The sequence below is a fragment of the Thermostichus sp. MS-CIW-36 genome (assembly GCF_054059035.1).
In genome coordinates, this window is sequence record NZ_JBSSBR010000015.1 from 47,684 (window position 1) to 69,897 (window position 22,214).

The following is a 22,214-nucleotide window of genomic DNA, read 5'->3' on the forward strand; positions in this document are numbered from 1 at the left end:
GCTGCAGTTTAGAGTTTAGTCTGAGGGGAAGGCGGGCTCAACGAAAAGATGGCTCCAGCCTGTTCAAGAGCAACTAAGGCATCTTGATTTGGGACAAGCCATGTTGGGCTGCAAGACAACTCGCTGACCTGCTGGAACATGGATTTGCCGCAATTCCAGTAGCATGAATTCATCCTACCAATGAAAGTTAGTATCTATTTGGGATCCCTTCCTCGATTCCACAATTCTTTCCAATCATAGTTGACGCTACTGGCCCCAAAATCCGGCTCCCGTTGAAAAGGCCGCCGCACATACCGCACCTGGCAGCCTTCGCCCGGCACGGTGTAGGTGCCTGCAGGGGTCTTTACCCTGAAGGCATCCCCTTCTGGAAAGGCGGGATCGGCTGGCACTTCTACCAAAGCCAGGATGAAATGGTCGGGTTTGTTGAGAGCTGTCAAGATTTCATTTTTGGTAACGGTTACCGTCTTTGCTCCCTCAACTCTGCCTTTGACTTCAATGAAGCGAAGGCCTTCCCTTCCAGCGGATTCGATATCATAGCCCAGGTTTTCAGCGCTGACATCACGAGGTTCGTAGCCCAACGCCCGCTCTATGGCCATAACGGCAGCCATTGCTGCTTGTTCTACTCGCCGGGTTTCGCGGGCAAAGGTGGTAGGGGTTGACCCTCGCTTGCCCTGTAGCCGCTGCAGCAGTCCGATGGGGATCACCAAGGCTTTCCCGGTTACCACCGGCGGCAAGGAGGATAGCTGGCGCTCCTGCTCCAACTCCGATAGGCGCTTCTGAAGGCGATCCGCCAACTCATCCGCCCGCTGCTGAGCCTTGGCAGAGTTGAGCTTGGCGTTGGGCCTGCCGGCTTGCTCTTGCAGCCGCAACTGTGCAGCTTGATGATCCCAGTAGTTAATTTCTCGGGTGAGGCGATCTTTAACAGCCAGCTCCGTCTTGTTGATCAATTCTTCCCGCTGAGCTTTGATTTCCTGGAAACGCTGGGGAACTAAACGCTCAATGGCGTAAGCGATGGCTTGGCTTTCTACCTCTGAAGCCGAGAGCTGGGGGATGTGGGATCCAGCTTTCGCTTTCACAAGGTCGCGCTCTGCGGGAGTTAGGGGCCGGTAGTCCAAGTAGGGAGCATAGCCGGCGCTTCTTACCCTGACGCTCTCTCCTCCTCCTAGCCCTTGGGGAGCGGGGAGAAAGATCTCCACATATTGCATCCGTCGGGAGATAACCCGTCGCTGGCCATTTCGGTCTAGGCGCCCATCCTGAAGGGCATGCTCTAGGTACACCAGTATCCGTGGTGTTTCGCCGGGATCGTTTTCATCGACGAGGATGGATCCCTGTCTGAGCAAATCTCGGTGTTGCTCCAAAACCAAGTCCAGAGTGGCATCCAGCAGGGGATGGCCTGGGCAGATGAACTCTGCCGGGGGCTTGTTGGGGACGCTGATGAGGTTTTTGTTAAAGGTAATCCGCTCGTATTTTTTTAAGATGGGTGCGCCCAACCCAGTCTGGCGGTCGCGATTGCGAATTGCTGCCGGCACATGGGTAATTTCATAGCGTTTGGGTTCCCGCTCTCGAATGGTGCCACCCAAGCGTTGAAAAGCTTCTAGGAAGAAGGAGGCAATGAAATGAGGCTGGAGCTTGCGGGCCTCGGCTCGCTCCATTTCCGCCCGGATTTGCTGCACTTTGGTCGTATCCATCGAGTCGTGGGCCAGGGCGCGTTCTGCCAGGAGTTCCCTGAGCCGCTCGTGGTCTAGGCGATCTGCAATCACTTGATTGAGTCGGGCCTTGACCTCTGGACGATCCCCGTAGCGAATGGCCTCGATTAGCAGCTCTCGCAGTTCTTGACCGGCAATCGCTTTGCCCAGGACATCGAAGACCTTGCCCCCCAAGGCCCTTTGCTCGATTTCTATTTTTTTCAGCAAAGCCAAGTAGACATCTCCTTCCCGCGTTTCCTCGGCCACTAGGTTCCACAGGTGGCAGACCTCAGTTTGACCAATGCGGTGAATTCTCCCAAAGCGCTGCTCCAGGCGGTTGGGGTTCCAAGGCAGGTCGTAGTTCACCATCAGGTGGGCCCGTTGAAGGTTGATCCCTTCTCCCGCAGCATCGGTAGCAATGAGTACTTGAACGGCGGGATCCTGTTTAAAGGCTTCCTCGGCTTTTTTGCGCTCTTCTCGACCCATGCTGCCGTGAATGGTGATCACCGCTTCCGGTTGGCCCAGCAAGTTCCCCACTCGGTCAGCCAGATAGTTGAGGGTATCTCGATGTTCGGTGAAGATAACCAACTTGCGCCGATGTCCGCCGGCATCAAACATCTCCCCCTGATTTTGCAAGAGTTTCGATAGCTCCTCCCACTTGCGGTCTTTGCCGCTACGTCTCACTTGCAAGGCTAATTTTTCCAGCTCCTGCAGCCGCTGAATTTCTGCCTGCAGCTCGACAATTGTGCGGGCGGCAGTTGCCTGATCTACCAGCTCTTCTTCTCGCGGTTCCCGCTCTTCAGCAGGGCAGTCTTCAAAATCCTCATCCCAGCCTTCTTCGTCTAGCAGGGAAGTGGTAAAAGCAAGGTTGTCTCCCCGGCTGCGCAATTGTTCTTCCTTTAGCTTCCGCTGCAGTCTCTCTCGTCTTCGCAGCAAGGATTGGTAGATCGCTTCTGGAGAAGAGGCTAGCCGACGTTGCAGGATGGTTAAAGCAAAACCGACCGTCCTTTTGCGGCTACCTTGCTCTAAAGCTTCCGCGCGGTTAAACTCTTCGCGCACGTAATCGGTCACTTCCTTATAGAGCCTGGCTTCCAGGTCAGACAAGACGTACTGGACGGTGTAAGCTCGCCGTTCGGGAAAGAGAGGCTTGCCATCGAACTTGAGCAGGTCTTCTTTCACCAGCCGCCGCATCAAATCCGAGGCATCACAGGTATGAACTCCATCTCGGAATCTCCCCTCAAAGCGATCCCCATCCAGCAAAGCCAAAAAAAGCTGAAAGTCTTCTTCTCTACCGTTGTGGGGAGTGGCTGTCATCAGTAAAAAGTGGCGTGTTAGCTGCGAGAGCAACTTGCCCAGCTTGTAACGCTTGGTTTCTTTGATTTCTCCCCCAAAGAAGGATGCGGAGAGTTTGTGGGCCTCATCAACAATAACCAGATCCCAATCAGTTTGCCTCAGTTTCTCCTGCAGGGCCTCATCTCGGCTGAGCTTATCGAGGCGGGCAATGAGAAGAGGTATCTCCAGGAAAGGGTTGCCAGTTCGGGCGGCTTGAATGCGATCGTTGGTCAAGATCTCAAAGGGCAAATGAAACTTTTGCACCATCTCATCTTGCCACTGCAGCGTTAGACTCCCCGGGCAAACGATGAGACAGCGGTGCAAGTCACCTCGAATCAATAGCTCTCTAACCAAAAGCCCTGCCATGATGGTTTTGCCGGCACCTGGGTCATCGGCCAGCAAAAACCGCAGCGGCTGCCGCGTGAGCATTTCCCCATAGACGGCGCTGATCTGGTGGGGCAGGGGTTCTACCAGAGAGGTGTGAACGGCCAGCAAGGGATCAAACAGGTGCGCCAGCCGAATCCGATAGGCCTCTGAAGCTAGGCGAAATAAGGCGCCGTCTCCCTCGAAGTTGCCAAGGGATCCCTCGGCTACCACCTCTAGGGTTGGCTCTTTATCCCGAAACAGAAGCTCTGAATGGAGACGCCCCTGAGTGTCTTTGTAGATGGCCTCGATGGTGCTGCTGCCGTACCACCTCACACTCACGATGGCAACGGTTTGATTGGGCAGGATCCCTTTGACCTTGGCGCCAGGGGTGAGATCTTCCAGTCGAGCCATAAACTGCGGGTTTCCAGAGCTGCGAGCGGAGCCTGTTCCAGCTCCCCATTGCTATGTTGCGCTCACTTCCAGCTCTTTTCCCACAGCAAAAGTCCCCTTCTTCCATAAAAGGAGACAGCAGTTTGGAGTTGGCAAGCGGCTTCACGACGGTTTTAAGCCGGTTTTAAGTCCTGATACATTTACGCTGAACACTGCTGAACATCACTGTTCAACTATGCAGCGATAGCATTCTGTTTGTTTCCAACCAGAATGGCGGTATCCCGCAAAGCTTTGAGTAGAATACCCAAAGCGCAGTTTCCGTGTCGTCTTACTACCAATTTTCTGCTTTGCTTTGGCTACCATGTTGGCAGACTCGAAAGTAAACAGAAAGATCAACTGGTAGTAATCCGTACTGAACATATTATACATTATTTTCAGTATAGTTGAGCTTATTATTGACTAGAGTCATGCTCCTATCAGGGATCCCTGTGGGCAGCCAGAATGGCCTGAGCAGCCAGGTGGCCGGAGAGGGTGGCCCCTTCCATGCTGTCGATGTAGTCTTGGGCGGTGTAGCTGCCGGCAAAAAAGAAGTTGGGTATTGGGGTCTTTTGCTGTGGGCGATAGGGATCCATGCCCGGTGCCTCTCGGTAGAGGGAGTGGGCCAGTTTCACCACGCTGTACCAGGTCATGTTCAGTTGCCGGGATGAAGGAAACAGCTCGTGGACTTGGTGCAGCACGTGCTGGGCAATTTGCTCGTTGGGCATGGCTATGAAGGGATCCCCCGGCGTGAGCACACATTGTAGCAGGGATCCCTGGCCGGGTTTGTAGTAGTCGGCGGGGCTGGTGAGGGCCAGATCGGCAAAGCAGGAAAAATCGGCATCGGCAGTGTAGAGGAGATTGTCGATACCCAGAGCCTCTGGGTGTTGGCTGGCTCGTTTGGCCTGGCCTTGGGGGTTCAGCTCCGTCACCCAGCCATCGAAGCGCAACTGCACCGTGGCCACAGGTACGGATTCCAGCTTGTAGAGGTTGTCGAATTGTGGCCACTGCCGCCACACTTCCGGGATCAGCCGCTTGGCCCCTTCCACCGCCGCTGCGCACACGTACACATCTGCCTCCACCCGCTCTCCATTGGCCAAGAGCAAGCCGGTCACCGCGTAGGGAGGAGAGTCGTTCACTTCAATGCGGCTGACCCCTCTGCGGGTGTGGATCTGGCCCCCGCGGGCTTGGATGTAGCGGACGATGGGCTGAGTGAGGTAGGTGTCCGGGGATCCCTTGAGGAAATTGAGCTTGGAGGCCTCTGTTTTGCTGGCAAACATCTGAAAGATCGTCAGCATGCAGCGGGCAGAAATCTGCTCTGTATCGATAAAGCCCAAGGCATAGGCAATCGGGTTCCACATCCGCTTCAGGCTACCTTCGGATCCCCCATGCCGCCGAAACCAATCGGCAAAGCTCATCCGATCCAAGGCGCGAATTTGCCGCATTGCCCCTTCATAGTCCAGCAAGCCGCGAATCAAAGGGCTGGTGCCCAGCGCCAAGGCGTTGCGCAGCTTGTCCGCCCAAGAGAGCTGCTCGGTGGTGAAAAAAGCTTTGAGGCCGTTGAAAGGCGCCCCCAGGGGAAAGCGAAAATCCAGACTGGCCGTTTGCCCACCTCGGTTGACAAAGGTGTGGGTGTGTTGCTTGGGCAGCAGGTTCTCGTAGGCCCCCACCTTTTTCATCAGGGCAAACAAATTGCTGTAGTTGCAGAAAAAAACGTGCAGCCCCATCTCGATGTGGTTGCCATCGGCATCCTGCCAGGATCCCACCTTGCCGCCGACAAAAGGCCGCGCCTCGTAGAGCTGCACCTCGTGTCCTGCTTCAACCAAATCGACTGCCGTCACCAACCCGGCCAATCCGGCCCCAATAATGGCTACCCGCATAGCAATACCCTCAAACAGGCGCTGCCCGGGATCCCGCCCAGACTTTGCGCAACTGCAAAGAAAGATGAACTTCTCTCATTCTGGAACAAAATGCGCCAGGGATCCCTGACTTGACAAACCACCGCAAAACTTGCCATCATAAATTTCCCGACGCGGATGTAGCTCAGTGGTAGAGCTTCTCGTTGCCAACGAGACGGTCGCGCGTTCGAATCGCGTCATCCGCTTGCTTAGGCTTGTGAACCCATTCAAGAGGGGAATGAGATTCCTGCAAGGGAGAGGGCCGTGACGGTAGTCCCAAGGAGCTCCCCCTTTCCTCTCTCCCCAAAGGAGTCAGCCCTCACTCCCAGCTCTTCTCCCTCTGGAAGACGGGAGAGTAGGGGTCTCGGTTTGATTGGGCTGATTTGGGAATGGTTTGATTTGGGGAGCGTAGAAGGTCTCCAGGCTGTCACGGTCGCCCACAAAGCGCCAGTGCCAGGGTTCGTAATTCACCCCCTGAGGGTTGTTTCTGGGGAAAGACAGCTCAAAGCCAAAGCGGGCCGCGTTGCTCTGCAGCCACTGGAAGGCCGGGGTGGTCTCAAAGGCTTCTTGAGTATCCCACTGCGGAAACCCGGCATCCCCAAGGTCGATGGCATAGCCAGTGTGGTGCTCGCTGTAGCCAGGGGGAGCACTGACAGCAGCTCGTTCCTCGGGTCGCAAGGCTCGGGATTGAGCCAATTGAAAAAACAAGAATTCCTGATCCGCAATGGAGCGAAACCCGGAAATGGGGACAAGGCGGATCCCGGCAGCTTGAGCTGCTTCGCTCATGCGAAGGTAACTTTCAGCAGCCGCCTGGCGTAGGCGCACCTCACGACCGTGGTAGTGGCCCACCACCCGCAAGCTGTCTGCAGGGGCTTCGGAATAGGCATAGTGCCCCAACAGAGAAGGTCGCCCATTCTGCACAGTTGGCTGCGGCAGAGGGGGCTGACCGGTTTCTTCCAGAACTTGGGGATCCGCCGCCTGCTGGGATCCCGGTAACTTCTCTATCCCCCAACCCGCCAGGAGCACTAGCCCAACCAGCACCAGGCCCAAGACTAGACGGGACCTCAGGGCAGGCACCGAACTTTGCGCTTTTTTCGCCGGAGTGGACTGGCGACGGGCGACCGGAATGTCGTCGTTCATGCGCAAAGGCCGGGATCTAGCGAGGAGTACTGAAAAGAGGCAGCGTTTCTACAAACCCAAATCCGCCAAAATATCGCGGGCATGGGTTTCGGTATTGATGTTCTGGTAGACCTTGGCAATTTTGCCCTCGCCATCAATGACGTAGGTCACCCGCTTGGCATAGCCGCCCCCATCCACATCGTAGGCGCGGGTAATCACCCCACTGCTATCCACCAGTAGGGGGAAAGGCAAGTTGTACTTTTCGGTGAACTTTTGGTGAGAAGCTTGGTCGTCCATGCTCACCCCCAGCACCACCACGTCCTTGCTTTGGTAGTCGGCGTAGGCGTCGCGGAATCCACAGGCTTCTTTGGTACAGCCGGGGGTGTCGTCTTTGGGATAAAAGTAGAGGACAACGGTTTTGCCGGCAAAATCAGCCAGCGAAACCTGGTTGCCTTGGGTGTCAGTGGTGTTGAACCCAGGAGCAGGGGTGCCAACAGCGAGAACCATAGGTGCGTGACCCAAAAAGTGTGATGAATAGGGCTGCCCTCAGCATTTTCTTCAGCCCTGCTTGTCTCTGTCAAGGCATTACCGCTCCAGCTTGGCATTGCAACTCAGCCACCAGCTCTTGAAGCTCCGCCGATAGATTGCCGGGCAGCCGTCGCCTCAGAATCTCTGCCAACGATCGATAATACCACAGGGATCCCTCTTTTCCGGCGGAAAACCGCTGCCAGAGTTTATCCCCCAGTTGGCGAAAATCCCGCAAGATGCAGCGGGCGTTGTGCAGCTTGTCAGAGGCGGCCACCAACAAAACCGAGGCATTTGCCGTTTCCAGGTGCTTCAGGTAGGCGGTTTTGCGCTCTTTCCAGTTTTCTTTGGGCTCGCCTCGGGAGCCATCGCTTTCGGTATCCGTACATCCCAGGATGATCTGCAGCACCCGTTCTCCAAAGTGCTCCCGGATCTGTTGCTCAATCTGGGCCCGGGGCTCGCCTGTGTTGTGGGGGCCGTCCTCTAGGCTGTCGTGGAGCAGAGCGGCAATCGCTTCATCTTCATCCGCCCCATGCTCCAGGGCGATGGCTGCTACGGCCAACAGATGGCTGAGGTAAGGGATCCCGGTTCCCTTGCGGGTCTGAGAAGCATGCCAGCGATGGGCATAGTGCATTGCCTGCACAAACCGCTGTGTGAGTTGCGTTGACATCTGGACTCTCCAATTGGGGTTAAGTTGACTGCTGGGGCAAGGTTGATCCAAGCGAGTCTCAGGCGTTGAGACTGCAAATCAGAAAATGGTTAGAGAAGATGAGCACTTCTGATCACTTTAAACAAGGTTAAGACGCTGTGCCGCCTACCCTCACCCCCAGCCCCTCTCCCTGCCTTGGGAGAGGGGAGTCAGGGATCGATGTAACTGTGCTGAGATGGCAAGGTTTAGCCGGTGGCCGGAGTCTGTTTTGCAGGCAGCGGCACCAGCGTTCCTGTCCCCTGCCAAGCGCACAAATCCACGAACTGGTCGGCTATCCGAATTAACGCCGGGTTCGTGTTCGGCCTGTAGGCGGCTACCTCCAGCCGGCAGCCTTGGCGGCGGATATGCTTGAGGGCCGGCACAAAATCTCCATCCCCACTCAGCAGCAGCACCGTCTCGTAGTGGGAGTGCATCGCCATCAAGTCCACGATCAGCTCCCCATCCAGATTGGCTTTGCGGCTGCCGTCGGCGTGGATCACCACCGGCTTGGTGACCACCCGATAGCCCTGTTTTCTCAACTCCCGCAGGAAACGACGCTGAGCTAGGTTGCGGGGATCCACCCCAGTGTAAATATGCACTTCCATCTCGGATCTGCCCTGGGCCAGCCAGCTGAGCAGACTGGGATAGTCGAGATGGGATCCCCACTGCTGGGCGCTGGCGTGGAGATTGGCCGCGTCGATGAACACCCCCAGGGCTTTGCGGGGAAAAGCAGGGTTCGGCTGGGATGCCACCAGCTGCTGCAGGTGTTGGAGTTGCGCCTGCACCAACTCCAGTTGCTCCAAAGTCACTTGGGGCTGGGATACCGGCAGAGCATTCAACCGCAGCTCCACGGCTTTTAACCGCTGCTGGATTTGCTGGATGGCCTGGGTGATGGGGGCCAGCTGTTGCCGCACGGACAGATGAGACGTGGGCCGAGCTTCGAGGGCGTCGATCCGCCCTTGTAATGTTTCCAGTTGGGCCGCCGTCTGCTGCTGCTGTACCCAGATGGGCTCCAAAACCTTTACTTTCTGCTCGAGCTCTTGAATGGCTTCAGCCGGGGAAGCCAAGGTCTGCTGCAGAAGGGACGGTTCAGCAGTGAGCCGAGCGTCCAGCACCTCGAAACGCGCTTGCAGGGTCTCCAGTTGGGTTGCCGTCTGTTGCTGCTGTGTCCAGGTCTGTTCCAGAACTTGGCCAAGCTGTTCTTCGCGGCGGCGGATGGCAGGGTAGGCTGCTGCCAAAGGTAAGAGCCCCCAGATCACTTGGCGGGTCACTAGGGCCGTCACCCCCAGGGCCAGGGATCCCGTCCACAGCCAGGTTAAGGGGAAGGCAGAAGCCCTATTCATACTCATACTCATAGTCAGCTCTCCTCAGTTTGGGTTATCGATCTGCTCGGTTGCCAGGATTTCACCTCACTCACATGGGCCACCTCAGGGATCCCTCTTGAAGAGCAAGATGCACAGAACTCACAGAGGCATCGAAGAGGAGCAATTCAGCAACTGCAGTATGCCGGCTGTTGGAAGGGGAATCTTCCAATCGCTGGACAAACGTATTTCCCTTGTTGAGCAAACGGATCAGATATCGAGTCAGTTATCGAAAGCAGGCTCAAACTTGTTCCTCTTGACCGACAGGCCCCGTGGCCCGCTCAACCTGGATTCAACGTCCAAGCTATTGGCTGACGGTATGGGCCGTAAAACCATTGAACGGAGCAGGGTCAGTTGGGGATCTCGATGGTTACGTTAGCCAACTGCACATCGTCATGATCCACCCAGGCTCCGCCGTGCCGGATGACTGTATCACCTCCCAGCGGCACCGAGATGTGCAGGGATCCCCCGAAAAGGGGAATGCTGATCGGCACTTGGGGACCACGGGTGACCATGGGGGGCTGAATCAGGGTTTTGCCAGTGCGCAGGGTAACAGTGTTCAGGCCCAGGCGCAGAGGTTGCAGCGGCAGGGGAATCTGTAGGTTATCTCCCCCCAGGTGAATCTGTTCGACTTCCACTCCGTTCAGGATGACCTGCATGGGAGACATATTGGCACTGGGGATCCGGGATTGACCGGCCCGATAGGCGGCAGCTGTATCCAACCCAATCAGGGATCCAATCCGCAAAACCGGTGGGCGCGAAGGCAGGCGTTGCAAAGTGAAAGAGCGGGTCATCTCCACCCCTTGGGCAGGGCCCAAAAATTGCCCGGCGGCAGCCGATTCCGGCGAGTACTGGTTATCCCCCAGGCGGATGACATTCGCCTCCAGTACCAAAGTTGTGTTGGGATCCCAGCGCTCCAACTGCAGTTGCCAAGGCCGATCCCCGCTGGCTTGACCGTTGCCTGTACTTTGGGAATAGGGCAAGTAATTTTCCAGCCGCGCCACCAAAATTTCTTCTGCCGGCAGCGGCCCTGGCAGGCGAAACCGACCCTGGGCATCGGTGCGCACCGAAATACCCGCCCCCGGAATGGCCACCTCCGCCCCGGCCAAGGGCTGCCCTGTCAGCCGATCCACCACCTGTCCCGAATAGGCGGAATCCAACTGCACCTGTCCTGTGGGCGCATCCGTTGCTGCCTGAATGCGCTGCTGCAACACTTGCCAGTCGGCTTCTGTGATCCGTCCATCCTGGTCGACATCGGCAGCTCGGATCTGGTCGTCGGTCAGTCCCCGTTCTCCCCGCAAGTAGGCCCCCAACAGGTTGAGATCCTGCACCGTCAAACGGCCATCCCCGTCCAAATCGCCCGCCTGAAAGGGCTGCGCGTGGGCAAAAGACACGCCTATCCAACCCAGGCCAAGGGATCCCAGTAGCAAGAGAGAATGAACAGAACAGGAGACCCTAGACATTGCAACTCTCCTGGGGAAAGAGCCGGAAGGCATTGTTCATGTTCTAACGTAACTTGCCTCTTCGCAGCAGGGTTGACCGAGCCGGTGTAGAGTACTCTTGAGCGCAATTCTGCCGGTTCGCCTTTGGCTGCAGGAGCCGAAAACTTGATGGTAGGATAACCGTAGTGACTTGCTTGTCCTATGGCTCGATACTCCTGCGTTACCCAGCTTGTGGGCTCAGCCGAGCAGCTAAGCGAGTCGATCCGCGCCGTTTTGGAGCGCTGCCAACTCAATGTCCTCCACAGCAGCCCTGATTACTGGGTGGCCGGTGAGCCTCCCGGAAAAAATCCCTACACCAAACTGGTCACGGTGGAAGTGTTTGTGGATCGCACCCTCCAGGCTGCCGACGGCTCTGTACAGGTAACCTGCATTGCCAAAAACGAAGAGCTGCCCCTCAGAAGCGTTAACCACTGCCAACAAACCTTTGACCGACTGAAGGCAGAGCTAGCCCAGTTGCAAAGTCAACTTCAGCTTGCTGCCCAACAAAAAGATGCCTTACGATAGCTAGGCTGAGTTTGCTTTGATCCCATGGCGCGTCGCTGCCAACTAACCAACAAGAAACGCAACAACGCTTTTGCCATCTCCCACTCCCACCGGCGCACCAAGCGCCTGCAGGAAGTCAATTTGCAGTGGAAGCGCATCTGGTGGGAAGAGGGTAAGCGGTTTGTTCGTCTGCGCCTTTCCACCAAGGCCCTGAAGACCCTCAAGGCCAAAGGGATAGGAGCCATGGCCCGAGAAGCCGGGATCGACCTCAACCAGTTTTGAGTTTTCTCTTTAGCCCGGTTGTCCTTGACGGCTCCAACCTCACAGCAAGCCAAAAAGCTTACGCGACTTGGGTTGCAATCCCGCCAGCAAGGTGTTGAGGGTATCCCGTTGGGTAAGCTCGTTGGTGCCGCTGGCCCGCTCAATCAAGAGCTTGCGCATTTCGTCGGAGAGTTTGGCATCGGTAAAATCGGCTCCACTGAAGAGCGTATCTTCAATCTGAGCATCCTGTAGGTTGGCCCCCACCAAAATGGCCTGTTCCAGGTTGGCAAACTGAAGCTGGCAACTCACCAAGGCGGCCTGGGAGAGGTTGCAGCAAGATAGGTTAGCCTGGCGGAAGTCGGCGGCAAAGAAGTTCCCCTCCGCTAGGTTGGCAGCCACCAAGCTGGCTTCGCGAAAGATGGCATGGCTGAAACGGCCCCCCTGAAAGCTGCTTTTGTCCAGTTTGGCGGCGGTAAAGTTGCTGTAGTCCCCCAGAGCCTGGCTAAAGCTGGATCCCCGTAGATCTGAGGCGGTAAAATTGGCCCGCTCTAGCTCAGCGCGGCGAAAGTTGCACAGACGTAGGTCGGCTTGCTGCAGGCTGATCGAGCGCAGGCTAGCCCGCGTCAAATTGGATTTGGGCATCTGAATGCGGTCGAACAGGCCCCGCGAGAGGTAGGCATTCTCCAGGTTGGCACCCACCAGGGAGCGCCCCTCACGCAAGGCTTCCAGCAAGTCCCGCGTGGTTTCAATGCGAACCGGCTCTGAGGGTTGAGAAGGGGGAGCACTCACAGATGGAGCATTCCTCACAGGTTAGGCCAGAAATCCGGTCAACCCAGCCGAGAACTGAGGGCCAACTGGGGATCCCACCTATCAAGCTAACGTTTGCGTCGCCTGTCGAGGTTAAGAGGATATTAAAAAGACAACTCTGCATCGAGCTTTCCAGAGGGGGCCTTCTCTTGTGGAAACAGCCTACCGGGGGAGAGCCATCGGCTCCGATTTGTTGCATACTCGGGGCAGCCTTTCGTCAGTGAACCACACCTCCCATGCAGGTAGCTTTTATTGTCGATCCATTGCCTCAGTTGCAGGTGGGCCATGACACCAGCATTGCCCTGATGGAAGCTCTGCAGAAACGGGGACACCGCATTTTCTGCCTGGGCCTGGCGGATCTCTACTGGGATCAAGGGGAAACTTGGGGATCCCTTGAGGAAATCCGGTTGGATCTGCAAGCGGATCCCTGGTATGAGGTCAAAGACCAGAAACTGCTGCCCCTGAGCCAAATGCAGGCGGTGTGGATGCGCAAGGATCCGCCGGTAGATGCGGCCTATCTCTATGCCACTTACCTTTTGGATCGTCTCTCTCCCAGCCGCACACTGGTGCTCAATCATCCTGCCGGGATCCGCTCGGCCAACGAAAAGCTCTATGCCCTGCAATTTCAAGAGTGGATCCCGCGTACCCGCGTCAGCAGCAACAAGCGTCTGCTGCGTCAGTTCGTCGAACAGGAAGGACAGGCGGTGCTCAAGCCTTTGGGTGGCAAAGGTGGGGAAGGGATCCTGAGGGTCAATGCCGGGGATCCAAACCTCAACTCGTTGATTGAAATGAGCACCCAATTTGGTCGGCTGCCTGTGATGGTGCAGGAGTATTTGCCACAGGCGGCGGCAGGAGACAAACGCATTTTGCTGCTGGAAGGAGAGCCTTTGGGTGCCGTCAATCGGATCCCTGGAGAGGGCGATTTTCGGGGCAATGTTGCTGCCGGCGGTCGAGTGGAAAAAACCAAGATTACCGAAAAAGAACGGGCTCTCTGCGGGGCTTTGGCACCGGTGCTCAGGCAGGAGAAGCTGTATTTTGTCGGGATCGATGTTATCGGGGAACGACTAACCGAAGTGAATGTAACCAGCCCAACGATGCTGCGAGAACTCTGTCAGTTGGAAGGAGTTGATCTGGCGGATCAAGTGGCTCAGTGGCTGGAAAAGAAGGTGCCCGTCAAGGACTGAATGACTACCCACCGGGATGCTTCTGGGATCCGGCGCGTCTGTTGCCTGACGGGGTTCCCGTCTATTTAGGGAGTCTATAGAGATCAAATTATAGCTTGGAATGACCATAGTAGGTTGAGTTCAACTTTTTCCGGTCGGCAGATAGAAAATAAAAAGCCCCACAAGGGGGCTCTGCCGCGACCAGTCAGCGACTTATAAAACTCTAGAGCAATATAAAGAAAAGCTCCATGAATAGGCCGTATTGAACATCGCATTGAGCACAGTTTTTAGAATCTCAGAAAAAAGGCCAAATCCTCGGAGCTGTTATCTTTTTTTTAGATTTTCCGACCCGAGGCTAATCCCAGGCCCCTTCTGCTTTGCCGGAGCGGTCTTTAGAAGAGTTGCTGCTCTTGCCCAGTGGGCTAGGAGTCTGCCGGTGGCCTTTCCCGACCCACCCAGCGCCAGATGGTGGGCAGCAGCACTGCCGCCAGTCCGCACTTCACCAAGTCTCCTGGGATAAAAGGGAAGACCCCTTTGTTGAGGACGGCCAAGATCGAGGTGGGCTCAACATTCTGGTTCAGCCACACCCCCAGCCAAGTGGCTCCCAGCAAAAAAATCAGAGCCGAGCAGGATAACATCGCCAGCGCCATCTTCCAGGGGTTGCGATCCACGCCCCAGCGCTCCACCAACCAGCCCATCAGCCCCGCAGCTAGGGGAAAAGCCAACAGGTAGCCCCCCGTCGCCCCGGCCAAGTGGCCAAGCCCGGATCTGCCACCGCTGAAGAAGGGCAATCCCAGGATCCCTTCCAGCAGGTACACCAGCAACGTGAGAAAGCCCAGCCGTGCCCCAAAGCCTGCCCCCACCAGCATCACCCCAAAGGTTTGCCCGGTAATCGGTACCGGCGTGAAGGGCAGAGGGATCCGCACCTGAGCCAAGGCAGCTACGAACAAACTTCCCCCCAGAACCAGCAGGAGATCCCGAGTTCGGGAAGGGCGAGGCAGAACAGTTTGCGCCAAGGGTGTGTGAACAAAGGTAGCAGTCATGAGAGGTTTGCACTCCTGTTTACCCGAAGACTGAGCTTGAGGCCCCGTCCCATCGCTGCGCGGAAGCAAGCCAGTAGGGCGGGGAGTATGTCAGGGTTTCAGAATACAAGAATTCGGTTACCGAAAAACTGGGTTTGAAGCCCCGCCCTTTAAAGCGGCTTTGTGCTACGCCGCCTGCAGTGCCAGGGTAGTCAGCCGCTCTCGCCCACAGCAGCACAGGGCGCATTGTTCGCGTAAACGGGCTGTAGGCCCTAAACCCGACAGCCTGACGGTTGGATCCGACCTCAGTGGGTTTTGTGGTTGTTGTTTACAACGGCACCTAAAGGCACTCGGGAACCACCCTGTGTGCTGGCGAGTACGTAGCGCTGGGGAGCTGCGTGGCAGCAACGTTGAGGTCGAGGATGATCCCACGCTGCTCATTTTGCACCCTGTGCATCGGAAAGAGCCATAAAGCCAAGCAGGGGCTAGATGGATTCTTGCGGTACTTCTGTGCCTTTGTCAGGTTGAGGAGCACTGGGCCGGTTCTGGCGAGTTGCTTGTACAATCGCCACCGTAAGCAAATGGGAGAGCAGACCCACAGGCCCGGCAAACAAGCACAAAATCAGGGAATGGGTTGTCCATACTCGCTTATCCCACCCTTCCAAGAAGATCCAGCGGCCCACAAACAAATCCATGACGATGTAGTGTACCCATCCCGTCGCCATAACGGCGGGTTGACTGAATAGGTCGGTTAGGCTGGTCAGAGACAGTTGAGGGTCGGAAAATTCCTTGAGAACATCGGCATTAAACCCGGTGACCAAAAGATACAAATAAACCGCCGCCAAAATAGCGATGGGCAAAAGCGATTCCATCACTTTGCGGGTTACCTTCCAACCCGGCAACAGAATCATCATTGCCCAAAAGGGCAAAGCAAACCAGTTGGCCCCGTTAAAGATCATCTCCAGCATGCTTGGAACCCCCAACGCTACCTGTCCATTATCGGCCTAATGCCCCCTGGGGATCCCTGCAGTAGCGGGTGGAAATGGATGGGAGCTATTCCTGACTTGCCCTGAAGTTTTTTCTGGAGCCAGAGGGATCCCGGTCGCTATTCCGATTGGCGGAGCCTAGCAGTCGCAATGGAGCTGACCGCACGGCCACTGTCGGTGGTGGCAGCAATGCAGGAAATCCGGGATCCAGTGTCGGTCATGGCCCAGAGGCTGCTGATGCTTTTGGCGGTAGAGGTGGGTTGAGCCGGGCCGGTGGGGGATTCTACTGCCACAGAGTCTGGGGATTTCTCCTGAGAAGGGATCCACACCACAGGTTCCTCACCCCGTTGGGCTGCTGCAACTTTTGGGGCGGGATGTTCTGGTGTGGGCTCAGGGGCTTCTTCTTTGCGGGCGGCCTCTGCAGCAGGGACATTCTGGGGAGAGGGCTGCTGAACCAGCCTCTTGTCAAGGGGTGGTCGTGGCGCGGCAGCGGGGGGTGCAGGGGGGGCTTGGCCGGCGATCTTTCCCCATAAGGCTTTGAGGAGTTGCCACATGGCTGGGTTGGCTACTGAGGGAGAGAGCAGTGAGGAATGGTGTTATCCTGCCATGCTCTGGCCTGAGAATCCATCCCCTCTGCCAGTCTTGATAGAGCAAAGTCATAACGAGTATGATTAAGTAGCTTGCTTAGGGAGAAAGTTCAACATGGCGCAGATTCGCGAGATTCCCCTTGCCCAAATTCGCCGCCCTTTGCCGCGGCAAACGGATCCGGATAAGGTTCGGGCGCTGATGGCTTCTATCGAAGCAATCGGTCTGCAGGAGCCCATTGAGGTTTTGGAAGTGGAAGGGGAGTATTATGGGTTCTCCGGCTGCCATCGCTACGAGGCATTTGTCCGCTTGGGCAAGGAGCGGATCCCCTGCCGGGTGCGAAAAGCACCGCGTGCTGTTTTGAGGCTACACCTGGCCTGAAAGGGATCCCTTCTGGCCCGGCTCCTCTTCGGCGGTGTAGCCCCGTTCGTAGGCAAAACGCACCAGTTGCGAGCGATTTTCCAAAGAAAGCTTGCTGAGGATGTTGGTCAGGTGAGTTTGCACAGTGCGCGGGCTGATGAACAGCTTCTCGCCGATTTGCTTGTTGGTGAAGCCGCGAATGACTTCCCGAAAGACCCGCTCTTCGGCAGGGGTCAGGGGCAATTCGGGTGGAGTGGGTCGGGGGGCCGCTTCCGGTTTTGGCTGGGACTGCTGTTGGATCAGCCGCAGAATTTCCGATTGGGTGCGGCGGGAGCGTTCAATCTGGGCCTCGATTTTGGCCACCAACTCCAGGGGTTCAAAGGGCTTGATGATGTAGTCATCCGCCCCCCGCTCATAGCCCTGAACCCGGTCATCGATCTCTCCCCGCGAAGAGAGAAAAATGAAGGGGACGAGCTCGCCGCCGCGCTGTTGGCGCAGTTGTCGGCAAAACTCGAAGCCGTCCATTTCCGGCATCACCACATCTGAAACCACCACATCCGGCTGCTCTTGGGCAAACAGACGCAATCCTTCCACACCCGAAGCGCCTGTAGAAACCCGATAGCCATGCTGAGTCAGGTGGCGGCTCAGCACCTTCAGGGAGAGGGGATCGTCATCTACGACCAGTACACGCTTCATGAGAACCCGAGGAGGCTGTCAAGGAAAAGGGTAAAGCGCTATTACCCGTTATCTGTCGCTATTTTAGGGAGACGGACAGGATTCGTCATTTGGCTACGGAGACTGAACCCATGATAGTGGTTTCAGAAGTGGTCTGGTTGAAAGCTGAGAACCACGGTGGCTGTAAAGATGGGGGATTGAACCTGGGCCTCTAAGCTCCCATTCCTGAGTACTGTTGCAAGCCTTTGCGCCACAACCAGCGGTTAGCCAGCCAGAGCAGGCCCGTCCAGGCCAGGCCCATGCCAAAGCCGCCCAGAATATCCACCGGGATCCCTGCCCAGAGGCTGGCGGGAAAATGCACCAGGTAGGGGAAGGGTGTCCAGGCCAAGACCTGGCGCACGGGGGGTGGGAACACCTCCAGAGGAGCGATCACCCCCGAGAAAAACAAGTACACCAAAAAATGGAATTGCTCCAAGGCCGTCACCCGTTCCACCCAAAAGGCCAGCAGCGCCAGGGTGTACTGCATGAGAAAGCGCAGGGCAAAAGCCAGGAGAATGGCCAGGGATCCCAGCCCCGCCTGGGCCCAAGAGGGGATCCAAAAGGCAGGGGGGTAGAGGACGAAGAAAAGGGCGATTAAAACCAGGGTAAAGGGGAGACGGGCCAAGCGCTCCATCAGGTGGCTGGCCACATGGTGCCAAGCGGGATCCAGAGGCTGCAACAGGCGAGGAGATAATTTGCCTTCGACCACCTCTCGCTCAAAGTCCCAGATGACCCAGACGATGGTGAACTGGCGCACCAGGAACACCGCCAGAAAGTAGCGGATGAACTCCAGAGCAGACAGCGAGAAGTCTCCTGAGCGGGCTGCCTCGCCCCACACCCCCATCATGATCAGGGGCAGGGATCCGGCCAACACCCACAGGATCAGCTCGGCCCGGTACTCCAGCATGTAGGCGTAGTAGGCGGAGAAGAGGGCACCCAACTTGCGAAAGAAGGCGTTCATGGAGATTCCGGTTGCGCAAGCGCTGCGGAGCAATACGAGACTGGCGGACGCAAAGTGGGCAACAAGCTGGCCAGGCTGACCACCGCTCCCACCACAACAATTGAAGGCGGTGCTACGGGCGAGGGCTGCCCAGCCAGAGTCTGCAGGCGGAGCAGATGAATCTCTTGCTCAGGGGTGGTGCCCCAGCGGATCAGGGCAACCGGGGTGTCGGGAGCTTTCCCTCCGGCCAACAATTCAGCGGCAATGTGGCTGAGGTTGTGCATGCCCATGTAGATCACCAGGGTTTCCACCGCCCCGGCCAAAGCCCGCCAATTGACCTGAGGGCGGTATTTCCCTGCCGCCTCGTGTCCGGTAACAAAAGCAACTGAGGAGCTGAGGTCGCGATGGGTGAGAGGGATCCCGGCATAGGCGCTGGCGGCAATGCCCGCCGTAATTCCCGGCACCACCTCCACTGGGATCCCGGCCTGCACCAGAGCCAACATCTCCTCGCCGCCTCGCCCAAAGATGAAGGGATCCCCCCCTTTGAGCCGCACCACCACGGCTGCCGTCCGAGCTTTCTCCATCAGCAAGGCTGTGATCTGCTCCTGGGGCAAGGTGTGAGCGCCGCAGTGTTTGCCAGCATAGATCCGTTCTGCCGTCGGCGGGATCAGCTCCAGGATGGAGGATCCCACCAGAGCATCGTAGATGACCACATCCGCGTGGGCGAGTAGCGCCTTTCCCTTCACCGTCAGCAGCCCTGGATCCCCAGGCCCTGCCCCCACCAAATACACTTTGCCCATCTCAAGTCCTGGTCGCGTCATTGCTGTTGGAAATATCCATTTTGAGGGAACGGGAAAGATTCGGCTATTCCAGCGCCGGGCTAAAAGCCTGGAGTGTCTCCACAATGGCCTGCATCAGTTGAGGATCCCGCCAGAGGGGCGGCTCCACCTGGATTTGGAGCAGAGGCCATTCCCGCTGTAATCGCTGAGCCTGTTCTTGTAGGGCGCGCAGCAGACCGCCTGGAAAGAGAAAAAACGGCAGCACCCGTAGACGGCACTGGCTAAGGCGCAAGCAATGGATCACGACCGCTTCTAAGGTGGGGGACTGGGCAGCAAAAGCCACATGCAAGGGGATCTCGGGCAAGCGCCGTTGCACAGTTTGGATCCCTGCTTGGAGCTGGGCGGCAAACCCCGGCAGACGGCTGCCATGGCCAAGCACAATCCAGGCATCTGCCCGTTCGCCGGATTGCCTGAGCGTTGCAGAGCAAGAGGGCTGTGGAGCCAGAATGCGAGCCACCAACAGATCCAGGAGGGCCGGGTGCTGGCCAATGGGGGGTGTTAACCGGATGGGCAGGCGCGGCCAGCGAGCTTGAACCTGCTTCACCGCAGCCGGTAAATCCTCTTCCACATGGGATCCCCCCCCCATAAACAGTGACAGCAGCACCACTTGATCGGGAGATCGGCCTGCGCCCAGCCAAGCTGCCAGCCGTCCTTGAATCTGTTCGGCCAGGGTGAGAGGCTGACCTTCCAACTGGGCCAGCTCCACCGGCTGGGGAGCCAGCTGCTGCTGCACCCGGGCCAACAAATCTGCCAAAGCCTGCTGATAATCGGGATCCCGGCTGCCGTGACAGACCAAAAACACCAGGGGATTGGAGGACATGGCAGAGGTCAGGGATCCGAGCGGAAGGGTTCCATTTTGCTACTTTAGGGGATCCCGCCAACTTCTCGTGTAGGATCTGCGCGTATGATTTGAAGAGTACACACCCTCTTTCCCAGCTTCGTCAGCCCTTTCCCAGGTTTTCATGTCATTTGAGAATCGTTCCACCGCCCCTGAACTCTTAATCCATGTCTTGCGGGAGGGGTTGACTGAATCTATCCATCATTGCCAAGCTGTCGTGGCCGATAGCCGCGGGCGTTCTCTGGCCATGGCCGGCAACAGCACCACCCCCGTCTTTGCCCGTTCTGCCCTCAAACCTTTCCAAGCACTGGCCATGCTCTCCACCGGCATCCGCGAGCGCTACCGCCTCAGCGAGAAAGATATTGCCATCATGTGCGGATCCCATCAGGGCACCACGGCTCATGCGCGGCAGGTGTTCAGTATACTGTGGCGGGCCGATCTGTCTCCCGATTTGCTGGTCTGCCCCACCCCACCCGGCAAGCCCAGCCCCCTGTGCCACAACTGCTCCGGCAAACATGCCGGCATGCTTATGGCCAGCCGCGCCCAAAACTGGACCTTGTCAGACTACGCCCAGCGGCAGCATCCGGTGCAAGCCCTGGTGCGGGCCAAGCTGGCGGATTTGCTGCAAATGCCCTCGGAAGAGTTTTTGTTTGCGCGGGATGACTGTGGGGTGCCCACCTACCAACTGCAACTGAATCACCTGGCCTCCCTATTCGCCCAACTGACCGCCGGCGAGCGGCCCGACTTGGAATCGGTAGCACGGGCCATGACCCATCACCCGGAGATGGTGGCCGGACAGGGGTGTTTCGACACGGAATTGATGCGGGCCACTCAAGGGGATCTGGTGAGCAAATCGGGTGCTGAAGGGATCCAATGCATTGGCCGGGTAGGGGAAGGCATGGGCCTGGCCATCAAGGTCCAGGATGGAGCCGCCCGGGCCAAGTATGCCCTGGCTTTGCACCTGCTGCAGCGCATGGGCTGGATCCAGCCTGCCGCCGCCGAGATGCTGGGGGAGCGCTTCCTTCGCGTCGGCCCCTACACCCGCCTCGAGGTAGAAGGGGAGCTGCGCATGCCTTGAAGACTCAGCGCTGGAAGGGGTTTTGGTAAGGATTGGGGCCGGGGTTGGAGCTCTGGCCTTTGTTGCGGTACTTAGGATTGATGGTCAAGGTGCCGGATCCTAAACCCCGCTGCGCCAAGAACTCCAGGTTGCGGCGGCGCATGGTGGTGTCGTAGTCGTTCTTGACGCGATCTTCGAGGATGGCCACCTGCTGCAGCGCGCTCAGCAAGATAGCAGCAGCTTGCTCGGAGGTGTAGCCATTCTGGGAGGCATAGCGCACGGCAAACTCGTCGGCTGCTACCTGGGCCTTCTGGCCCTTCTCCGCTTTGCGCAACAGAAACACCGCTGACGCGGCCAAGCCTGCTGCTAAGCCAACGCCGAGGTTATCTCCCATCTGCAGCTCTACCAAAATGCCCATGCTGCCGGCCCCGATCAAGGCGGGATACAGCAACAACGCCGACCAGTTATCCCCCAAAGCCAGCTCTGTGGCCATCACCGCTTCTCGCAAGAAGTAGATCTTCTGCTGGTCAGGGCTCAGCTTCTGCCAACGGCTGAGGTCAATGGCAAAGCGAGAGTATTTCTGCCAGGGAAAGCGCCACAGCGGCTGCACAATCCGAGACTGGTCGGGGGTGCCGATCTCGATCTGCACTTCAGGGCGGATCTCCACCGGGAGAAACTGGATCAGGCGGTCAAAGTCGGAAATGGTATACATGCTGGCACAGTGCGGCTAAGGGAGCGGCTGGAGAGGATTACCCATAGTAAAAGATTCTAGCCTTCCTTGCAGGCTAGCTCCAAGAAAGCCTTTTGCGATTTGAGGTCTGCGTCCATGCCATCTCACCTGTAATGCCGTCTCACCCTCAACTGAATTGACTGTAAAAACCAGACCAGCTTGTTCTGGATCAGTTGTCATTTTTGCAACGCGCCCATCTTTTGGGCCTTTCTGCCCTTGAGAGGCAGGGGAAGTAGAGGACGCTGTCGGTATGAGTTGACCAAAAAACTGGGTTCAAGCCCCGCCCTAGGGCCTACGGCCCGCTGACGCGAGTAGGGCGGCTTTTTGCTAAAATCCGGCTAGCACGAGTAGGGTTTCCGATGTATTTTGCTCGGAAGCTAAAGTTGGGGTTTTCAGAGCAACTGCAGCATCTGGCTTTAGCCGCGGGCGAGCTACAGCCTGTTAAGGGCTCAAGGGGTACAATAGCAGCACTTAGCAAACCAACTTCGGAAGGAGGATGGATTGATCAGTAGTAAAGAAGTCTTCAC

At 57.3% G+C, this 22,214-nt stretch carries 21 protein-coding genes, 1 tRNA gene and 1 pseudogene; 6 read left to right on the forward strand and 17 right to left on the reverse strand.

Going from position 1 to position 22,214, the window contains the following annotated elements; genetic code table 11:
- Positions 1-194: 194 nt before the first annotated feature.
- The 3 genes and pseudogenes from ACVWVQ_RS08355 to zds all read right to left on the reverse strand — a co-directional run bounded on the left by ACVWVQ_RS08355 (position 195) and on the right by zds (position 5,689).
- On the reverse strand, positions 195-3,794 hold the full coding sequence (locus ACVWVQ_RS08355; RefSeq protein WP_457507905.1) for a helicase-related protein: 3,600 nt from the start codon (positions 3,792-3,794) through the stop codon (positions 195-197).
- Positions 3,795-4,006: 212 nt separating this feature from the next.
- Positions 4,007-4,190: pseudogene (locus tag ACVWVQ_RS08360) on the reverse strand (hypothetical protein); the annotation flags it as partial.
- 59 nt (positions 4,191-4,249) lie between these two features.
- Positions 4,250-5,689: a 9,9'-di-cis-zeta-carotene desaturase gene (zds, locus tag ACVWVQ_RS08365; protein WP_457507907.1), complete on the reverse strand. Its 1,440-nt coding sequence runs from the start codon at positions 5,687-5,689 to the stop codon at positions 4,250-4,252.
- A gap of 152 nt (positions 5,690-5,841) precedes the next feature.
- Here zds and ACVWVQ_RS08370 point away from each other — a divergent pair.
- A tRNA-Gly gene (locus tag ACVWVQ_RS08370) sits at positions 5,842-5,913 on the forward strand.
- A gap of 106 nt (positions 5,914-6,019) precedes the next feature.
- On the opposite strand, the gene ACVWVQ_RS08375 is transcribed toward ACVWVQ_RS08370, so the two are convergent.
- From ACVWVQ_RS08375 to ACVWVQ_RS08395, 5 genes are all read right to left on the reverse strand, one after another.
- A complete protein-coding gene (locus ACVWVQ_RS08375; protein WP_457507909.1) occupies positions 6,020-6,847 on the reverse strand; it encodes a M15 family metallopeptidase in 828 nt (275 codons plus the stop codon).
- A gap of 48 nt (positions 6,848-6,895) precedes the next feature.
- Complete coding sequence (locus ACVWVQ_RS08380; protein WP_011432689.1) at positions 6,896-7,333, reverse strand: peroxiredoxin; 438 nt, start codon at positions 7,331-7,333, stop codon at positions 6,896-6,898.
- Positions 7,334-7,403: 70 nt separating this feature from the next.
- On the reverse strand, positions 7,404-8,021 hold the full coding sequence (locus tag ACVWVQ_RS08385; protein WP_414329611.1) for an HD domain-containing protein: 618 nt from the start codon (positions 8,019-8,021) through the stop codon (positions 7,404-7,406).
- A 224-nt stretch (positions 8,022-8,245) separates the two neighbouring features.
- On the reverse strand, positions 8,246-9,382 hold the full coding sequence (locus ACVWVQ_RS08390; protein WP_457507911.1) for a LabA-like NYN domain-containing protein: 1,137 nt from the start codon (positions 9,380-9,382) through the stop codon (positions 8,246-8,248).
- Positions 9,383-9,750: 368 nt separating this feature from the next.
- A complete protein-coding gene (locus ACVWVQ_RS08395) occupies positions 9,751-10,863 on the reverse strand; it encodes a dockerin type I domain-containing protein (RefSeq protein WP_457507913.1) in 1,113 nt (370 codons plus the stop codon).
- A gap of 180 nt (positions 10,864-11,043) precedes the next feature.
- On the opposite strand from ACVWVQ_RS08395, the gene ACVWVQ_RS08400 reads away from it, so the two are divergent.
- Both ACVWVQ_RS08400 and rpmB read left to right on the forward strand, forming a co-directional pair.
- On the forward strand, positions 11,044-11,406 hold the full coding sequence (locus tag ACVWVQ_RS08400; RefSeq protein ID WP_457507915.1) for a hypothetical protein: 363 nt from the start codon (positions 11,044-11,046) through the stop codon (positions 11,404-11,406).
- 24 nt (positions 11,407-11,430) lie between these two features.
- Complete coding sequence (gene rpmB / locus ACVWVQ_RS08405; RefSeq protein WP_011431026.1) at positions 11,431-11,667, forward strand: 50S ribosomal protein L28; 237 nt, start codon at positions 11,431-11,433, stop codon at positions 11,665-11,667.
- A 39-nt stretch (positions 11,668-11,706) separates the two neighbouring features.
- Here the strand turns inward: rpmB and ACVWVQ_RS08410 are convergent, their stop codons facing one another.
- A complete protein-coding gene (locus ACVWVQ_RS08410) occupies positions 11,707-12,435 on the reverse strand; it encodes a pentapeptide repeat-containing protein (protein WP_457507917.1) in 729 nt (242 codons plus the stop codon).
- Between the two features lie 254 nt (positions 12,436-12,689).
- Between ACVWVQ_RS08410 and gshB the strand changes: the two genes are divergently transcribed.
- Positions 12,690-13,637 carry a glutathione synthase gene (gene gshB, locus ACVWVQ_RS08415; RefSeq protein ID WP_457467406.1) on the forward strand — a complete coding sequence of 316 codons (948 nt, stop codon included), beginning with the start codon at positions 12,690-12,692 and terminating at the stop codon, positions 13,635-13,637.
- Positions 13,638-14,038: 401 nt separating this feature from the next.
- Here the strand turns inward: gshB and ACVWVQ_RS08420 are convergent, their stop codons facing one another.
- The 3 genes from ACVWVQ_RS08420 to ACVWVQ_RS08430 form a co-directional block, all read right to left on the reverse strand.
- Positions 14,039-14,659, reverse strand: a complete 621-nt coding sequence (locus ACVWVQ_RS08420; RefSeq protein ID WP_414373982.1) for a biotin transporter BioY — start codon at positions 14,657-14,659, stop codon at positions 14,039-14,041.
- Between the two features lie 464 nt (positions 14,660-15,123).
- Entirely contained in the window at positions 15,124-15,606 is a 483-nt protein-coding gene (locus tag ACVWVQ_RS08425; protein WP_457507920.1) for an ABA4-like family protein, read from the reverse strand.
- 137 nt (positions 15,607-15,743) lie between these two features.
- On the reverse strand, positions 15,744-16,178 hold the full coding sequence (locus ACVWVQ_RS08430; RefSeq protein WP_457507922.1) for a hypothetical protein: 435 nt from the start codon (positions 16,176-16,178) through the stop codon (positions 15,744-15,746).
- A 148-nt stretch (positions 16,179-16,326) separates the two neighbouring features.
- Here ACVWVQ_RS08430 and ACVWVQ_RS08435 point away from each other — a divergent pair, with 148 nt between their 5' ends.
- Positions 16,327-16,590, forward strand: coding sequence for a ParB N-terminal domain-containing protein (locus ACVWVQ_RS08435; protein ID WP_414358160.1), 264 nt, complete (start codon positions 16,327-16,329; stop codon positions 16,588-16,590).
- Here ACVWVQ_RS08435 and ACVWVQ_RS08440 read toward each other — a convergent pair.
- The 4 genes from ACVWVQ_RS08440 to ACVWVQ_RS08455 all read right to left on the reverse strand — a co-directional run bounded on the left by ACVWVQ_RS08440 (position 16,576) and on the right by ACVWVQ_RS08455 (position 19,882).
- The gene (locus tag ACVWVQ_RS08440; RefSeq protein WP_414358159.1) at positions 16,576-17,265 is read right to left on the reverse strand and encodes a response regulator transcription factor; all 690 of its coding nucleotides are present in this window, start codon (positions 17,263-17,265) and stop codon (positions 16,576-16,578) included. The two genes, ACVWVQ_RS08435 and ACVWVQ_RS08440, sit on opposite strands and share 15 nt — an antisense overlap.
- Before the next feature lie 190 nt (positions 17,266-17,455).
- Entirely contained in the window at positions 17,456-18,244 is a 789-nt protein-coding gene (locus ACVWVQ_RS08445; RefSeq protein WP_457507924.1) for an ABC transporter permease, read from the reverse strand.
- Complete coding sequence (gene cobA, locus ACVWVQ_RS08450) at positions 18,241-19,023, reverse strand: uroporphyrinogen-III C-methyltransferase (protein ID WP_011432673.1); 783 nt, start codon at positions 19,021-19,023, stop codon at positions 18,241-18,243. Before cobA ends, ACVWVQ_RS08445 begins: the two co-directional genes overlap by 4 nt.
- Before the next feature lie 64 nt (positions 19,024-19,087).
- Positions 19,088-19,882, reverse strand: coding sequence for a sirohydrochlorin chelatase (locus ACVWVQ_RS08455; RefSeq protein ID WP_414424458.1), 795 nt, complete (start codon positions 19,880-19,882; stop codon positions 19,088-19,090).
- Between the two features lie 142 nt (positions 19,883-20,024).
- Between ACVWVQ_RS08455 and ACVWVQ_RS08460 the strand changes: the two genes are divergently transcribed.
- On the forward strand, positions 20,025-20,978 hold the full coding sequence (locus ACVWVQ_RS08460; protein ID WP_414415786.1) for an asparaginase: 954 nt from the start codon (positions 20,025-20,027) through the stop codon (positions 20,976-20,978).
- 4 nt (positions 20,979-20,982) lie between these two features.
- Here ACVWVQ_RS08460 and ACVWVQ_RS08465 read toward each other — a convergent pair whose 3' ends face one another.
- Positions 20,983-21,669: a DUF3318 domain-containing protein gene (locus ACVWVQ_RS08465; protein ID WP_414522667.1), complete on the reverse strand. Its 687-nt coding sequence runs from the start codon at positions 21,667-21,669 to the stop codon at positions 20,983-20,985.
- Positions 21,670-22,214 lie beyond the last annotated feature (545 nt).

Excerpts from the sequence above, each read along its gene's own strand:
- ACVWVQ_RS08355 (WP_457507905.1), bottom strand. The coding sequence starts at position 3,794 with ATGGCTCGACTGGAAGATCTCACCCCTGGCGCCAAGGTCAAAGGGATC.
- zds (WP_457507907.1), bottom strand. The coding sequence starts at position 5,689 with ATGCGGGTAGCCATTATTGGGGCCGGATTGGCCGGGTTGGTGACGGCA.
- ACVWVQ_RS08375 (WP_457507909.1), bottom strand. The coding sequence starts at position 6,847 with ATGAACGACGACATTCCGGTCGCCCGTCGCCAGTCCACTCCGGCGAAA.
- ACVWVQ_RS08380 (WP_011432689.1), bottom strand. The coding sequence starts at position 7,333 with ATGGTTCTCGCTGTTGGCACCCCTGCTCCTGGGTTCAACACCACTGAC.
- ACVWVQ_RS08385 (WP_414329611.1), bottom strand. The coding sequence starts at position 8,021 with ATGTCAACGCAACTCACACAGCGGTTTGTGCAGGCAATGCACTATGCC.
- ACVWVQ_RS08390 (WP_457507911.1), bottom strand. The coding sequence starts at position 9,382 with ATGAATAGGGCTTCTGCCTTCCCCTTAACCTGGCTGTGGACGGGATCC.
- ACVWVQ_RS08395 (WP_457507913.1), bottom strand. The coding sequence starts at position 10,863 with ATGTCTAGGGTCTCCTGTTCTGTTCATTCTCTCTTGCTACTGGGATCC.
- ACVWVQ_RS08400 (WP_457507915.1), top strand. The coding sequence starts at position 11,044 with ATGGCTCGATACTCCTGCGTTACCCAGCTTGTGGGCTCAGCCGAGCAG.
- rpmB (WP_011431026.1), top strand. The coding sequence starts at position 11,431 with ATGGCGCGTCGCTGCCAACTAACCAACAAGAAACGCAACAACGCTTTT.
- gshB (WP_457467406.1), top strand. The coding sequence starts at position 12,690 with ATGCAGGTAGCTTTTATTGTCGATCCATTGCCTCAGTTGCAGGTGGGC.
- ACVWVQ_RS08420 (WP_414373982.1), bottom strand. The coding sequence starts at position 14,659 with ATGACTGCTACCTTTGTTCACACACCCTTGGCGCAAACTGTTCTGCCT.
- ACVWVQ_RS08425 (WP_457507920.1), bottom strand. The coding sequence starts at position 15,606 with ATGCTGGAGATGATCTTTAACGGGGCCAACTGGTTTGCTTTGCCCTTT.
- ACVWVQ_RS08430 (WP_457507922.1), bottom strand. The coding sequence starts at position 16,178 with ATGTGGCAACTCCTCAAAGCCTTATGGGGAAAGATCGCCGGCCAAGCC.
- ACVWVQ_RS08435 (WP_414358160.1), top strand. The coding sequence starts at position 16,327 with ATGGCGCAGATTCGCGAGATTCCCCTTGCCCAAATTCGCCGCCCTTTG.
- ACVWVQ_RS08440 (WP_414358159.1), bottom strand. The coding sequence starts at position 17,265 with ATGAAGCGTGTACTGGTCGTAGATGACGATCCCCTCTCCCTGAAGGTG.
- ACVWVQ_RS08445 (WP_457507924.1), bottom strand. The coding sequence starts at position 18,244 with ATGAACGCCTTCTTTCGCAAGTTGGGTGCCCTCTTCTCCGCCTACTAC.
- cobA (WP_011432673.1), bottom strand. The coding sequence starts at position 19,023 with ATGGGCAAAGTGTATTTGGTGGGGGCAGGGCCTGGGGATCCAGGGCTG.
- ACVWVQ_RS08455 (WP_414424458.1), bottom strand. The coding sequence starts at position 19,882 with ATGTCCTCCAATCCCCTGGTGTTTTTGGTCTGTCACGGCAGCCGGGAT.
- ACVWVQ_RS08460 (WP_414415786.1), top strand. The coding sequence starts at position 20,025 with ATGTCATTTGAGAATCGTTCCACCGCCCCTGAACTCTTAATCCATGTC.
- ACVWVQ_RS08465 (WP_414522667.1), bottom strand. The coding sequence starts at position 21,669 with ATGTATACCATTTCCGACTTTGACCGCCTGATCCAGTTTCTCCCGGTG.